The sequence below is a fragment of the Sphingomonas sp. BLCC-B65 genome (genome assembly GCF_028550675.1).
In the GTDB taxonomy this organism is placed as follows: Bacteria; Actinomycetota; Actinomycetes; order Actinomycetales; family Microbacteriaceae; genus Microbacterium.
Window position 1 is genome coordinate 1 of sequence record NZ_JAQQGL010000001.1, and the last position, 13966, is coordinate 13966.

The window sequence follows — 13966 nt, forward strand, 5'->3', positions numbered from 1 at the left end:
CCTATCCGCTGCGCGCGTAGGAAATTTGAGAGGATCTGACCCTAGTACGAGAGGACCGGGTTGGACGAACCTCTGGTGTGCCAGTTGTTCCGCAAGGAGCACCGCTGGTTAGCTACGTTCGGGATGGATAACCGCTGAAAGCATCTAAGCGGGAAGCCGGCCTCAAGATGAGATTTCCATACCTTCGGGTGAGAGGCTCCCAGCCAGACTACTGGGTTGATAGGCCGGATGTGGAAGCGTGGCAACACGTGAAGCTGACCGGTACTAATAAGCCGATGACTTGATAACACACCGTTTTGGTGCTTGCGTCCACTGAGTGGTTCTCGATGTACGGTCGAGAACACACACAAACATCATTTTTGATCGTTGTGTGCTTGATGAAACATCAATAGTGTTTCGGCGGCCATAGCGTGAGGGAAACGCCCGGTCACATTCCGAACCCGGAAGCTAAGCCTCACAGCGCCGATGGTACTGCAGGGGGGACCCTGTGGGAGAGTAGGACACCGCCGGACTTCTTTTCAGGAAATGGCCACCCAACGCTGGGTGGCCATTTCCCGTTAACACGACTCCACGCGCCGGCCCCGCCGATGGCGGGACCGGCGGCGGCGCCGTGGTCGTGTCGGCATCGGCGACTATCGTGGAAGGTATGTCCATGAACGCCGACGACTCGCACGCCCGCCGCGAGGACCTGCTGTCCGCGCTCGAGGTGATCGAGGAGCAGCCGCTCGCCGAGCGGGCGGCCGCCTATGCCGCGCTGCACGATGATCTGGCGCGCCGGCTGGAGTCCGGCCCGCGCGACGGCGCGCAGTGACGGCTCGACTGGACGCGGCGCTGGCGTCTCGGGGCCTCTCGCGGTCCCGCACGCAGGCGGTGCGTGACATCGAGGCGGGTCTGGTCAGCGTCGACGGCGTCTATGTCGTCAAGCCGTCGACCCCGGTGTCGGACGATGCGGTTCTCGTCGTCGACGGTGCCGACCACTACGTGAGCCGAGCGGCCCACAAGCTCGTGGCTGCGCTGGATGCTTTTGACGTGGAGGTGGCCGGACGCGAAGCGCTCGACCTCGGCGCCTCGACGGGCGGGTTCACCCAGGTTCTCCGCGAACGCGGTGCGCGCCGGGTGGTGGCCGTGGACGTCGGCCACGATCAGCTGGCGCCCGTGATCCGTGCCGACGCGCACGTCACCGTCGTCGAGGGGTTCAACGTCCGCTACATGACGGGGGCGTCGCTGTCGGAGGCTGCCGGGTTCGCGGTCGATCCCGAGGTGATCGTCGCTGATCTGTCGTTCATCTCGCTCACTCTCGTGGTGCCGGCTGTCGCAGCCGTGGCGAGGACGGAGAGCGACATCGTTCTGCTGATCAAGCCGCAGTTCGAGGTGGGGCGGACCGGCGTTCGTGAGGGACTGGTCACGGATGCCGCGGCCCGTTCCGACGCTGCCGCCGGCGTGCTGTGGGCCGCGTGGGACGCGGGGCTGGCGACGGCGGGATTCATCGCCTCACCCCTCGCCGGCACGCACGGCAACCACGAATACCTGGTCCACCTGCGTCGGCGCGATCAGCCTCCACTCGGCCACGGTGACGGTCCGGCCGCCAGCGGCAATCCGACAGAATGGCTGAGGACGATCGACGAAGCGACGGGAACGGTATGACAGATTCGACGGTGCCGCGCTCCATCCTCGTCGTGGCGCACGCGCGCCGCGACGACACGGTGGCAGCGGCTCGGCGTGTGATCGCTGCGCTCATCGCCGCCGATGCGCGTCCCGTTCTCGCCGTCGACGACCCGGAGCTCGTTGACGCACTGTCGGATCTCGGCCCGCTCGCCGCCCTCGGAACGGACGTGCCCGTCACCGACATCGAGCTGGCGGTGGTGCTGGGCGGCGACGGCACGATTCTGCGCGCCGCCGAACTCGTGCGCGACGGCGCCGCCCCGATCCTCGGTATCAATATGGGACATGTCGGCTTCCTCGCCGAGATCGATCCGGACGACATCGATGACGCGATGCGTCGGATCATCGCCTGCGACTACCAGGTCGAGGAACGGATGACGCTTTCGGTGCGTGTCAAAGACGCCGGCGGCGACGTCATCTACGAGACGTGGGCGCTCAACGAGGCGACGGTCGAGAAGGCGGCGCGCGAGCGGATGATGGAGGTCGTCATGGAGATCGACCGCCGTCCTCTCTCGAGCTTCGGCTGCGACGGTGTCGTCATCGCCACACCGACAGGCTCCACGGCGTACAACTTCTCCGCCGGCGGGCCGGTGATCTGGCCGACCGTCGAAGCGATCGCCGTGGTTCCGCTGTCGGCCCACGCACTGTTCGCGCGCCCTCTCGTGGTGGGGCCGGAGGCGACGGTCGCGATCGAGGTGCTGGCGCGCACGGACGGCACCGGGATCATGTGGTGCGACGGGCGACGCTCGCACGACCTGCCGCCCGGCGCCCGCGTCGTCGTGGGCAAGTCCGCGCGCCCCGTACGCCTCGCTCGCCTGCATCCGGCACCCTTCACCGACCGGCTCGTCCGGAAGTTCCAGCTGCCCGTCACCGGGTGGCGGGGTCCCGATGAGACCTCCGCGACGCGACCGACGAGTGCGGAGGGCCGGGCGTGATCGAGCAGATGACGCTCCGCGACCTCGGTGTCATCGCTGACGCGACCCTCCCGATGGGTGCCGGCTTCACCGCCATCACCGGAGAGACCGGCGCCGGCAAGACGATGGTCGTCACCGGTCTCGGTCTTCTGCTCGGAGCGCGCGCGGACTCGGGCGTCGTCCGCGCGGGCGCGGCCCAGGCCGCCGTCGAGGGCGTCTGGCTGGTTCCCGAGTCGGGCCCGGTGGCCGATCGCGTGACGGATGCCGGGGGAGAGGTCGAGCCGATCGGCGGGGGACGTGCCGAGCTCTATCTGGGTCGCACGGTCACCGCCGAGGGGCGCAGTCGTGCGAGCGTTGGTGGCCGCGCCGCGCCCGCGGGCGTGCTCGCCGATCTCGCTGAGCAGCTCGTGGTCGTCCACGGCCAGTCCGATCAACTGCGGTTGCGTTCGAGTGCGGCCCAGCGTGATGCGCTGGACCGCTTCGGCGCCGCCGAGATCGCGCCCGTCGCGGAGGAGTACCGCCAGGCCTACGCTGCGCAGCGTGAGCTCGCCGCTCACATCGCGGAGATCACCGGCAACGCGCAGGCGCGCGCGGCCGAAGCCGAGCAGCTGCGCATCGCCCTCGCCGAGATCGAGCAGGTCGATCCCCAACCGGGCGAAGACGTCGAGCTCGCGCACCGCGCCGAGAGACTGGCGAACGTCGAGGCGCTGCGTCAGGCGGCAGCCATTGCGCACGACGCACTGTCGGGCGGCGGTGACGTGCCCGACGTGGGCCTGCTCATCGCCGAGGCGCGTCGTGCTCTGGAACGGGTGGTGCGCGCCGACACCGTGCTGGCCGCCCACGCCGCGACCCTCGACGACATCTCATATCGGGTCGCCGATCTCGCCACCGAGCTGAGCGCGTACCTCGCCGATCTGGACGATGCCGGCCCCCACGAACTCGCCGCGGTCGAAGAGCGCCGCGCCGCCGTGACGAGCATCGTGCGAGCCCACGGCAGCCTGGAGGCCGCACTCGAACTGGCCCGCTCGGGCGCGTTCCGACTGGCCGAGCTCGATGACGACGGCGAGCGGATCGCGCGTCTGCAGGGCGACGAGCGCGACGCTGCGGCCGCGCTGGACGCGGCCGCAGCGCGGCTCACCGCCGCCCGGCGTGCGGCGGCGGAGCGTCTGGCTGCCGCCGTGACCGAGGAGCTGCACGCCCTGGCGCTGCCCGACGCGCGGGTGGTCGTCGCCGTCGAGGAGGCAGTCGCCTCGGCATCCGGTCGGGACGAGGTCACGATTCTGCTGGCGCCGCATCCCGGCGCCGAGCCCCGCCCGGTCGCCAAGAGCGCGTCCGGCGGTGAGCTCAGCCGCGTCATGCTCGCGATCGAGGTCGTCATCGCGGGCACCGGCGGGGTGCCCACGTTCGTGTTCGACGAGGTGGATGCCGGGATCGGCGGTGCCGCGGCGATCGAGGTGGGGCGCCGCCTCGCCCGCCTCGCCGAGACGAGCCAGGTCATCGTGGTCACGCACCTCGCCCAGGTCGCCGCTTTCGCCTCGAACCATCTCAGCGTCGTCAAGGCCGGCGACGGCTCGGTCACCGCCTCGAGCGTGCGCGCGCTCACCGGCGCCGACCGCGAGGCCGAGATGGCGCGGCTGCTGTCCGGCCTGGCCGATTCGACGACCGCGCTCGAGCACGCCCGGGAGCTTCTGAGCCTCGGCCACTCCGGACTGATAGGATGAAAGCCCGTGACGGACACTCATTCAGCAGGTAAGACGGCGGGCAAGACTTCAAGCGACACCACCAAGCACATCTTCGTGACGGGCGGTGTCGTTTCGTCTTTGGGGAAGGGTCTGACCGCCGCGTCTTTGGGTAATCTGCTGACAGCGCGCGGACTGCGCGTGGTGATGCAGAAGCTCGACCCGTACCTGAACGTCGACCCGGGCACGATGAACCCGTTCCAGCACGGCGAGGTGTTCGTCACCGACGACGGCGCGGAGACCGACCTCGACATCGGCCACTACGAGCGCTTCCTCGACATCGAGCTGAGTCAGGCCGCCAACGTGACCACGGGGCAGATCTACTCCCAGGTGATCGCCCGCGAGCGCCGCGGCGAGTACCTCGGCGACACGGTGCAGGTCATCCCGCACATCACCGACGAGATCAAGCGCCGCATGCGCCTGCAGGCCGACGAGACGCCCAAGCCCGATGTCATCATCACCGAGATCGGCGGCACCGTCGGCGACATCGAGTCGCAGCCGTTCATCGAGTCGGCGCGTCAGATCCGCCATGAGCTCGGACGCAAGAACGTCTTCTTCGTGCACGTCTCGCTCGTGCCGTTCATGGGCGCGTCCGGCGAGCAGAAGACCAAGCCCACGCAGCACTCCGTTGCGGCCCTGCGCTCCATCGGCATCCAGCCTGACGCCCTCGTGCTGCGCAGCGACCGCCCCGTCACCGAATCGAACAAGCGCAAGATCGCGCTGATGTGCGACGTGGACGAGGATGCCGTGGTCAACGCGGTGGACGTGCCGTCGATCTACGACATTCCGACCATGCTCAACGAGCAGGGCCTCGACGGCTACATCGTCGACGCGCTGGGCCTTACGAACAAGGCCGCCGAGGTCGATTGGACGCGCTGGAGCAAGGTGCTCAACGCGGTCCACAACCCCAAGCACGAGGTGACGATCGGGCTCGTCGGCAAGTACATCGATCTTCCGGACGCGTACCTGTCGGTCACCGAGGCCCTCAAAGCCGGAGGATTCGCGCAGGAGACGAAGGTCCAGGTGCAGTGGATCGCCTCCGACCTCTGCGAGACGCCCGAGGGTGCCGAGAAGGCGCTCGGCGCGCTCGACGGCATCGTCGTTCCCGGTGGCTTCGGCATCCGCGGTATCGAGGGCAAGCTCGGCGCGCTGCGCTTCGCCCGCGAGCAGGGCATTCCCACGCTCGGCATCTGCCTGGGACTGCAGTGCATGGTCATCGAGTACGCGCGCAACGTCGCCGGCATCGAGGGGGCGTCGTCCAGTGAGTTCGATCCCGACACCACCCACCCGGTGATCGCGACGATGGCCGAGCAGGTCGACATCATCGACCACGGCGACATGGGCGGCACGATGCGGCTCGGGCTCTACGAGGCCGAGCTGGCCGAGGGGTCGCTGGCGGCGGAGGTGTATGGCGCCGAGCGTGCCAGCGAGCGTCACCGCCACCGCTACGAGGTCAACAACCGCTACCGCGATCAGATCGCCGACGCCGGCATGTGGTTCTCGGGGCTGTCGCCCGACCATGGGCTCGTCGAGTACGTCGAGCTGCCGCGCGAGGTGCACCCGTACTACATCGCCACGCAGGCCCACCCCGAACTGCGTTCGCGGCCGACCGAGGCGAACCCGCTGTTCCGCGGTCTCATCGCGGCGGCACTGGAGCGGCACCGCTCGAGCGAGCTCTTCGAGGTGGAGGGTGACTGATCCGAGCGGTGCGGAGCCGCTGGCCGACGAGGCAGTGGACGTCGAGGTCGTCCGCAGTGAGACGCCGTTCGTCGGTCGGGTATGGAACATCCGTCGCGACGAACTCGCCTACAACGGGACGTCCATCGTTCGCGAGTACATGGATCACACCGGCGCGGTGGCGGTGTTCGCGCTCGACGAGAACGATCGGGTGCTGCTCATCAAGCAGTACCGTCACCCCGTGCGACTGCGCGACTGGGAGATCCCGGCGGGGCTGCTCGACATCGGAGGGGAGTCGCCGCTCGTGGCGGCCCAGCGTGAGCTCGCCGAGGAGGCGGACCTGGTCGCAGCATCCTGGCACGTGCTGGGGGAGTTCATGACCTCGCCCGGCGGCAGCGACGAGACCATCCGCATCTACCTCGCGCGCGACCTGCGTGCGGCGGACGAGACGTTCGCGCGGGAGGCGGAGGAAGCCGACATCGAGGTGCGGTGGGTGCCTCTGGACGAGGTCGTCGACGCCGTGCTCGCGCGCCGCGTGCAGAATCCGTCTCTGGTCGTCGGCACGCTCGCCGCCCACGCGTCGCGTGCGCGGGACTGGGTGACGCTGGCTCCGGGCGACGCTCCCTGGCCGCGGCGGTCGCGGCGCATCGGCGAGGACGGATCCGGCTTCGCGCGATGACGCGTGTCGGTGAGCGTTCCCCGCGGCCGGTGACGCGGTGAGGCTCGAGCGTGCGGTCGACGCGTACCTGCGTCACATCACGATCGAGCGCGGGCTCTCCGAGCACACGATCGCGGCCTACCGCCGTGACCTCGAAGGCTATCGCGAGTGGCTTGCGGTAGCAGGCGTCGAGGACACGTCGGCGATCACTCCGGCGCTCGTCGCGCAGTTCGCCGCCGATCGCGCCGCTGCTGATCCGCCGCCCGCGGCGACGTCTCTGGCGCGGTTGCAGTCATCGGTGCGCGGCCTGCACCGCTTCCTCGTGCGGGAGGGCATCGAGACGTCGGACGCGAGCGATCGCCTGACCCCGCCGAAGACCCCCCAGCGCCTGCCGAAGGCGTTGACGATCGATCAGATCGGCGCGCTCCTGGATGCCGCGGGCCCCGCACCCGGCGCCGCGACCGAGACCGATGTGATCCGACTTCGCGACCGCGCCCTGCTCGAACTGCTCTACGCCACCGGCGCGCGCGTCTCGGAAGTGATGCAGCTCGACGTCGATGACATCGCCGGCGACGCCGATCTGCTTCGCGTACGCGGAAAGGGACAGAAGGAGCGCATCGTGCCGGTCGGCTCGTACGCTCGGGCCGCCGTCGACGCCTATCTGGCGCGCTCGCGCCCGGAACTTTCACGTCGCGGGCACGCGACCCCGCGATTGTTCCTCGGCGCGCGTGGGGCGCCTCTGTCGCGCCAGAGTGCGTGGCTGATCATTCAGGCGGCGGCCGAGCGGGCGGGCCTGCGCGCGCACGTGTCGCCGCACACCTTCCGGCACTCCTTCGCGACGCACCTCCTGCAGGGCGGGGCCGACGTGCGCGTCGTGCAGGAACTGCTCGGTCACGCATCGGTGGCGACGACGCAGATCTACACGCACGTGACCGTCGACGCCCTGCGCGACGTGTACCTCACGTCGCACCCGCGGGCACGCTGAGCCGCGCGCGGATGTCGGCTCCCGCCGCCGCGGCGGTATAAATACGGCGCATCGAGACGACGCGACGACCGACGGCGAGAGACGATGGCGCCATGATCGTTGCGCCTTCCGCCCCCGCGACCACCGCCGCGACGCCTCGCCTTCACCTTCCGGGGCGCGGTCTTGCGATCTGGTGGATCGTCGCCGGGGCGCTCGGCGGCATCGTCGCGTTTCTGCTGTACCTGGAGTACATCGGCCAGCTGACCGGTGGCACGCCGCTGATCAGCTGCAGCATCAGCCCGATCGTGACGTGCGGGCCGAACCTGCTGTCGCCGGGTGGCAACCTGCTGGGATTCAGCAACGCGATCATCGGCATCATGCTGTTCTTCGGGCCGGTCTACGCCGGTGTCTCGGCCCTCGCCGCGCCCGGAGGGCTGCGTACGTGGTTCTGGCGCGTGTACGCGATCTTCGTCGCCGGCGCGTTCGTGTTCGTGCACGTGCTCGCCTACCGCAGTGTCTTCGAGTACGGCTCGCTGTGCCCCTGGTGCATGGTCATCTGGCTCGTGACGATCCCGCTGTTCTGGACGGTGCTGGGGTGGACCCTGGCCGACGGCGTCTGGGGCAGTGCGGCCGGCGTGCGGCGCATCGGCGTCGCCGTGCTGTCGTGGCTTCCCCTCGTCGTCGTGCTGGACTACCTCGTGATCGCGGTGGCGGCCCAGGTGCGACTGGACGTCATCGGCAGTCTCATCTGAACCTCGGCGGCGTCCGGATCTTTCACGGCCGGAGCCCCGACGCGGACCCGAGAGGTCCGACCACAATGGCGGAATGGATGCCGCGCGCCGACCGACCCGACGAGGGCTGTTCGGCCGGCATGCCGACCGCGCGTCCGGCGCGCCGACGGCCGCAGCGGGCGGCCGACCGGGCTTCGAGTATCTGAGCGCCGACGAGGTCTACCTCGACTCCGCCTGCCAGACGCTGCGACCGCAGCCGGTGATCGACGCCGTCCAGGACTACTACCAGCGCCTCTACGCCTGCGGAGGGCGTGTGCGCTACGACGCGGGGCGCCGGGTGGATGCCGAGGTGGCACGGGTCCGAGAGCGGGTCCTGGCCACCCTGGGGGTGTCTCCTCGCCACTACTCGTGCGCCTTCACACTGAACACGACGTACGGACTCAACCTGCTGCTGTCGGCACTGCCGCCCGGGCGCTTCGCGCGCATCGTCACGACCGTCACCGAGCACAACGCCGTGTTCCTCTCGACGATCGCGGCCGCGCGGCGCGCCGGCATCCCGCGCGTCGTCGTGGAGCGAGACGACGACGCCCGCGTGCTCGTCGATCCCGAGGCGGTGCGGGACGCCGTCGTGGTCGTGTCGGCGATGGACAACGTGATCGGCGCCGTGACGCCGGACCTTCGCGAGCTCATCGCGAGCGTGCACCGCGGGGGCGGCATCGTGATCGTCGACGCGGCTCAGGCGGCGGGTCACGCGTTGGACGCTCTTCGCGGTCTCGACGCCGACGCGATCTGCTTCTCGGCGCACAAGATGTACGGCCCCTCGCTCGGTGTGGTCGTCGCCACCCGTGAGCTGCTGCTCTCACTCGATCCCGTCCTGGTGGGCGGCGGCCAGGTCAGTGCCGTCACGGCCGACGACTTCGCCCTGCTGCCCGACCCCCACACGCGGCTCGAACCGGGTCTGCAGGCATGGGCGGAGATCATCGGGTTCGGCGCTGCATTGGACTGGCTCGGCGACGTCCGCGGCGCCGGCGGCGAGACACTGTCCGCGTACGAAGCCCGACTGGGCGCGCGACTTCACGACGGCCTCGCCGCGCTGCCGCGTCTGCAGATGATCGGTGCGGCGTCGCCGGTGATCTCGGTGCTGCCCGAGCGCGTCGACGGGCACCGGCTCGCCGCCTTCCTCGCGCGCGCCGGCATCGCCGTCCGCAGCGGCGCGTTCTGCGCGCACTACTGGATTCTCGAGCGCCGCGCCCTCGGGCCGCTCGTGCGCTTCAGCGTCGGCGCCCACAACACCGACGCGGACATCGACCGCACGCTCGAGGTCATGACCGCGATGATGAAGGGACTGTGACATGGTCTGCATCGTCGCGTTCATCGTCGTGCTGGTGCTCTCGGCGGTATCGGCGAAATACCGCAGGCTTCTCGGCACGGCGTGGAGCTGCGCGTGGCGTCGGGTGACCATGCGTCCGTGCGACACGACGTTCCGCGACGACGTCAAGAACTCGCTGCTGGCGCCTCTGGCGCTGCGGGCGCCGCGACTGGTGCGTCCGGCCAGCATCGCGATCGAGGTGGTCGCGTGGCTCATGGTGCTGAGCCTCGTCGTCAGCCTCTATCTCGTCGGGCGCAGCGGCCTGAACCTCTTCGTCTACGGCACCTGCGACAAGCAGAACGCGCAGGCCTGCTCGCTGGCCGCACAGGCGTGCTCGATCGACGCCGGCCAGCCCGGCTTCTGGGAGTCGATCGGAGAGGGCGACGTCTTCGGCGCTTTCGGACGCGAGTTCGCGTCGGTGGGCGACACGATCGCGACGATCCCGAGTCGACTGCGCACCTGGGATGCCGCGGACTTCGCCTCCGCCGACGCCACCTATCTCGGCGGGTACACCGCCGGGCGTCCCACGGCGCTGGAGGTTCTCGATCCCGGATGCCGCTACTGCGCGCAGTTGTTCCGCAACATGCGCGACGCCGGCTTCGACGGCACACACAACGTGACCTACCTCGCGTATCCGATCCGCGGCGGCTTCGGTGACAAGTTCGCCAACTCGCAGCTGGTCGCCACCTATCTCGCCGCGACCCGCGCGTTCGAGGCCGAACGCGCGGCCGCGGGCGCGTCGAACGCCGCTGCCGCACAGACCGGGGACTGGTACATCCTCGAGCAGCTGTTCACGACGCAGGCGTCCGACGGCACCACGACCCAGGAATGGATGAACGCCGCGAGCGCCGCCGACGCGACCCAGCGACTGCAGCAGTGGCTGACCGACGACGGCTACACCGCGGACGATGTCGCGCGGATCGTCGCCCTCACCGGATCGCCGGAGGTCGCGGCATCCCTCCAGCACGCACGCGACGTCGTCGAGAACGAGATCCGGACCGTATCGATCCCGTCGCTGATCGCCGGTGGAGGGCTTCACGCCGGGCTCGTCGACGTCGACACCCTGCGGGGCCTCGGCTGAGCCGCCGCCACCCTGTGCGAGAATCGAGGGACACGGCGGCGCAGGTCCGTCCGGCCCTGGGAAGGGCATCAGGAAGCAGGAGTGTCGGTGGCGGATAAGACGCGGGGGACGAAGAAGGCCCTCTCGGAGGACGTGCCCATCGGTCCCACCGGTCGGCCGTACCAGGGCTTCCCGACACCGCCGCCGCTGTCGGCGCACGGCCCCGCGCGCATCATCGCCCTCTGCAACCAGAAGGGCGGCGTCGGCAAGACGACGACCACGATCAACCTGGCCGCCTCGCTCGCCCAGTACGGGCGTCGCGTGCTCGCCATCGATTTCGACCCCCAGGGTGCGCTGTCGGCGGGCCTGGGCATCCAGACCCACGACATCCCGACGATCTACGACCTGCTGCTGGACACGAAGCGCGATCCGCACGAGACGATCGTGCACACCTCGGTCGAAGGCCTCGACGTCATTCCGGCGAACATCGACCTGTCGGCGGCGGAGGTGCACCTCGTCAACGAGGTCGCCCGTGAGACGATCCTCGCCCGCGTGCTGCGCAAGGTCGCGGGGGAGTACGACGTCATCCTCATCGACTGCCAGCCCTCCCTGGGTCTGCTGACGGTCAACGCGCTCACGGCGAGCCACGGCGTGCTCATCCCGCTGGAGTGCGAGTTCTTCGCCCTGCGCGGGGTCGCCCTGCTCATCGAGACGATCGACAAGGTGCGCGACCGGCTCAACCCGGCGATCGAGCTGGACGGCGTGCTCGCGACGATGTACGACCCGCGCACGCTCCACTCGCGCGAGGTGCTCGAGCGCGTCGTGGAGGCGTTCGGCGACGACGTCCTCGAGACGGTGATCGGGCGCACGGTGAAGTTCCCGGACGCGTCGGTGTCGGGCGTTCCCATCACGACGTTCGCCCCGGAGCACGCCGCCGCCCAGGCCTACCTGCGCCTCGCGCGGGAGCTGGTGGCTCGTGGCGCCGTCGCCTGACGACCCCGAGGTCGTCACCGCGGAGAGTTCGACCGCCCCGGAGAGCGAGTCGACCGGGTTCCGGGTCTCCCTCGCCAACTTCGACGGCCCGTTCGACCTTCTGCTGACGCTGCTCGGCAAGCATGAGCTCGACATCACCGAGATCTCCCTCAGCCGGGTCACCGACGAGTTCATCGCGTATCTGAAGGGTCTCGAGTCCGACGACGAACTGGATCAGGCCTCCGAGTTCCTCGTCGTGGCGGCGACGCTGCTCGACATGAAGGTCGCGGGCCTGCTGCCGCAGGGCGAGCTCGTGGATGCCGAGTCCGTCGCCCTGCTCGAAGCGCGCGACCTGCTGTTCGCGCGGCTGCTGCAGTACCGCGCGTTCAAGGAGGTGTCGGCCTGGTTCGAACGGAGCCTCCGCCGCGAAGACCGGCGGCACGTGCGCGCGGTGCGCCTCGACGAGAAGTACCGTCGCGCCGTTCCCGAGCTCGTCTGGACGCTGTCGAAAGAGGACTTCGCCGCCCTCGCGATGCTCGCCTTCGCCCCCAAGGAGATTCCGCACGTCGGGCTCGACCACCTGCACGCGCCGCTCGTATCCATCCGCGAGCAGGCCGCGATCGTCGTGACGCTGCTGCGTGACGCCGGAACCCTCAACTTCCGAGAGCTCGTCGCCGGGGTCGCGCAGACCGGTGTCGTCGTCGCGCGCTTCCTCGCGGTGCTCGAGCTCTACCGTCACGCCGCCCTCTCGTTCGAGCAGCTCGAGCCACTCGGCGAGCTGACCCTGCGCTGGACCGCCGAGCGGTGGTCCGAAGAGAACCTCGCCACCCTGGGAGCCGACTATGACCACTGAGACCGACAACGACACCGCCCCGCCGGTGCGCTCACAGGAGCCCGCTGACGTCGCGCGCCGCATCGAGGCCATCCTGCTGATCGTCGACGAGCCGCAGAGCCTCGTCGCCCTCGCCGCCGCCGTCGGTGCCCCCGTGCCGACCGTTCGTCAGGCCGTCGAAACGCTCGTCGCCGACTACGACGGCGAGACGGGCGGCCCTCGCCGTGGTTTCGAGCTTCGCGAAGTGGGTGGCGGCTGGCGGCTGTACGTGCGAGATGAGCACGACGACCTCATCGCCGAGTACGTCGGCGGCCAGGCCCCGTCGCGCCTGTCGCAGGCGGCGCTGGAGACGCTCGCCGTCATCGCGTACAAGCAGCCCGTCACGCGCAGCCAAGTCGCCTCGATCCGCGCCGTCAACGTCGACTCGGTGGTGCGTACGCTGCTGGCGCGAGGCCTCATCACCGAGCTGTTCACCGACCCCGAGACCGGCGCGATCAACTACGGCACGACCGACGCGCTACTGGTGAACCTGGGCATCAACTCCCTCGACGAGCTACCGCACATCTCGCCGCTGCTCGACGACGGCTCGGACGGTTTCGACGCGGAGGTGCTGCGATGACGAACACAGCGGATGCCGAGGGCGTGCGCCTGCAGAAGGTGCTCGCCAATGCCGGAGTCGCCTCGCGTCGGGTCTGCGAGCAGTACATCGTGGAGGGCCGGATCCGCGTGAACGGAGAGGTCGTCACCGAGCTCGGACGCCGCATCGACCCGGCATCCGACCTCGTCGATGTGGACGGCACCGCGATCCAGCTCGACACCACCAAGCGCTACGTCATGCTCAACAAGCCGACCGGCGTCGTCTCGTCGATGAAGGACGAGCAGGGCCGCCCCGACCTCCGCCGTTTCACGAAGGACTGGGACGAGCGGCTCTACAACGTCGGCCGGCTGGATGCCGAGACCTCGGGACTGCTCGTGCTGACCAACGACGGCGAGCTCGCCCATGTGCTGGCCCACCCCTCCTTCGGGGTCACGAAGGTCTACATCGCCAAGGTCACAGGTCGCGTGACCGCCCAGACGATCGCACAGCTGACCGCGGGCGTCGACCTGGAGGACGGTCCGATCGCCGCCGACAAGGCGCGCCTGCTCGACACGTCCGGGGGCACTTCCCTGGTCGAGCTCACGCTGCACTCCGGACGCAACCGCATCGTCCGGCGCATGATGGCCGCCGTCGGTCACCCCGTGCTCGACCTCGTACGGCGTCAGTTCGGGCCGCTCCACCTGGGAACCCTCCCGGCGGGGCGTGCCCGCGAGTTGACTACAGTGGAACGCGGCGCGCTGCTCACCGTGGCGCGCCAGGCGGCGCCCACGCCGCCCGGGGACAGCTGAGG

The 13966-nt window shown here is 69.6% G+C and carries 14 protein-coding genes and 2 rRNA genes; all 16 read left to right on the forward strand.

The window, feature by feature from the left end; genetic code table 11:
* A 23S ribosomal RNA gene (locus PP359_RS00005) occupies positions 1–288 on the forward strand; the annotation flags it as partial.
* 107 nt (positions 289–395) lie between these two features.
* Positions 396–512 (forward strand): 5S ribosomal RNA (gene rrf / locus PP359_RS00010).
* 140 nt (positions 513–652) lie between these two features.
* Positions 653–811, forward strand: a complete 159-nt coding sequence (locus PP359_RS00015) for a hypothetical protein (protein WP_294979191.1) — start codon at positions 653–655, stop codon at positions 809–811.
* Positions 808–1644: a TlyA family RNA methyltransferase gene (locus PP359_RS00020; RefSeq protein WP_499249593.1), complete on the forward strand. Its 837-nt coding sequence runs from the start codon at positions 808–810 to the stop codon at positions 1642–1644. The genes PP359_RS00015 and PP359_RS00020 overlap by 4 nt, the downstream gene beginning before the upstream one ends.
* Positions 1641–2597 carry an NAD kinase gene (locus tag PP359_RS00025; protein WP_499249594.1) on the forward strand — a complete coding sequence of 319 codons (957 nt, stop codon included), beginning with the start codon at positions 1641–1643 and terminating at the stop codon, positions 2595–2597. The genes PP359_RS00020 and PP359_RS00025 overlap by 4 nt, the downstream gene beginning before the upstream one ends.
* Positions 2594–4297, forward strand: a complete 1704-nt coding sequence (gene recN / locus PP359_RS00030; RefSeq protein ID WP_294947482.1) for a DNA repair protein RecN — start codon at positions 2594–2596, stop codon at positions 4295–4297. The genes PP359_RS00025 and recN overlap by 4 nt, the downstream gene beginning before the upstream one ends.
* 6 nt (positions 4298–4303) lie before the next feature.
* Positions 4304–6013, forward strand: coding sequence for a CTP synthase (gene pyrG, locus PP359_RS00035; RefSeq protein ID WP_039416346.1), 1710 nt, complete (start codon positions 4304–4306; stop codon positions 6011–6013).
* A complete protein-coding gene (locus tag PP359_RS00040; RefSeq protein ID WP_135950133.1) occupies positions 6006–6671 on the forward strand; it encodes an NUDIX domain-containing protein in 666 nt (221 codons plus the stop codon). Before pyrG ends, PP359_RS00040 begins: the two co-directional genes overlap by 8 nt.
* A gap of 37 nt (positions 6672–6708) precedes the next feature.
* A complete protein-coding gene (gene xerD, locus PP359_RS00045; protein WP_135950132.1) occupies positions 6709–7635 on the forward strand; it encodes a site-specific tyrosine recombinase XerD in 927 nt (308 codons plus the stop codon).
* 92 nt (positions 7636–7727) lie between these two features.
* Positions 7728–8366: a vitamin K epoxide reductase family protein gene (locus PP359_RS00050; protein ID WP_135950131.1), complete on the forward strand. Its 639-nt coding sequence runs from the start codon at positions 7728–7730 to the stop codon at positions 8364–8366.
* Between the two features lie 73 nt (positions 8367–8439).
* Positions 8440–9696 carry an aminotransferase class V-fold PLP-dependent enzyme gene (locus PP359_RS00055; protein ID WP_295778959.1) on the forward strand — a complete coding sequence of 419 codons (1257 nt, stop codon included), beginning with the start codon at positions 8440–8442 and terminating at the stop codon, positions 9694–9696.
* Between the two features lies 1 nt (position 9697).
* Positions 9698–10795, forward strand: coding sequence for a hypothetical protein (locus PP359_RS00060; RefSeq protein ID WP_294979205.1), 1098 nt, complete (start codon positions 9698–9700; stop codon positions 10793–10795).
* Between the two features lie 87 nt (positions 10796–10882).
* A complete protein-coding gene (locus PP359_RS00065; protein ID WP_036285194.1) occupies positions 10883–11767 on the forward strand; it encodes a ParA family protein in 885 nt (294 codons plus the stop codon).
* Positions 11751–12599, forward strand: coding sequence for a segregation and condensation protein A (locus PP359_RS00070; protein WP_499249595.1), 849 nt, complete (start codon positions 11751–11753; stop codon positions 12597–12599). Before PP359_RS00065 ends, PP359_RS00070 begins: the two co-directional genes overlap by 17 nt.
* Complete coding sequence (gene scpB, locus PP359_RS00075; protein ID WP_294947461.1) at positions 12589–13197, forward strand: SMC-Scp complex subunit ScpB; 609 nt, start codon at positions 12589–12591, stop codon at positions 13195–13197. Before PP359_RS00070 ends, scpB begins: the two co-directional genes overlap by 11 nt.
* Complete coding sequence (locus PP359_RS00080; RefSeq protein WP_039416355.1) at positions 13194–13964, forward strand: pseudouridine synthase; 771 nt, start codon at positions 13194–13196, stop codon at positions 13962–13964. Before scpB ends, PP359_RS00080 begins: the two co-directional genes overlap by 4 nt.
* The last annotated feature ends 2 nt before the right edge of the window (positions 13965–13966 follow it).

What these genes read in the sequence shown, in the direction of transcription:
- PP359_RS00015 (WP_294979191.1), top strand. Translation starts at nt 653, where the DNA reads ATGAACGCCGACGACTCGCACGCCCGCCGCGAGGACCTGCTGTCCGCG.
- scpB (WP_294947461.1), top strand. Translation starts at nt 12,589, where the DNA reads ATGACCACTGAGACCGACAACGACACCGCCCCGCCGGTGCGCTCACAG.
- PP359_RS00025 (WP_499249594.1), top strand. Translation starts at nt 1,641, where the DNA reads ATGACAGATTCGACGGTGCCGCGCTCCATCCTCGTCGTGGCGCACGCG.
- PP359_RS00060 (WP_294979205.1), top strand. Translation starts at nt 9,698, where the DNA reads ATGGTCTGCATCGTCGCGTTCATCGTCGTGCTGGTGCTCTCGGCGGTA.
- PP359_RS00055 (WP_295778959.1), top strand. Translation starts at nt 8,440, where the DNA reads ATGGATGCCGCGCGCCGACCGACCCGACGAGGGCTGTTCGGCCGGCAT.
- PP359_RS00050 (WP_135950131.1), top strand. Translation starts at nt 7,728, where the DNA reads ATGATCGTTGCGCCTTCCGCCCCCGCGACCACCGCCGCGACGCCTCGC.
- PP359_RS00080 (WP_039416355.1), top strand. Translation starts at nt 13,194, where the DNA reads ATGACGAACACAGCGGATGCCGAGGGCGTGCGCCTGCAGAAGGTGCTC.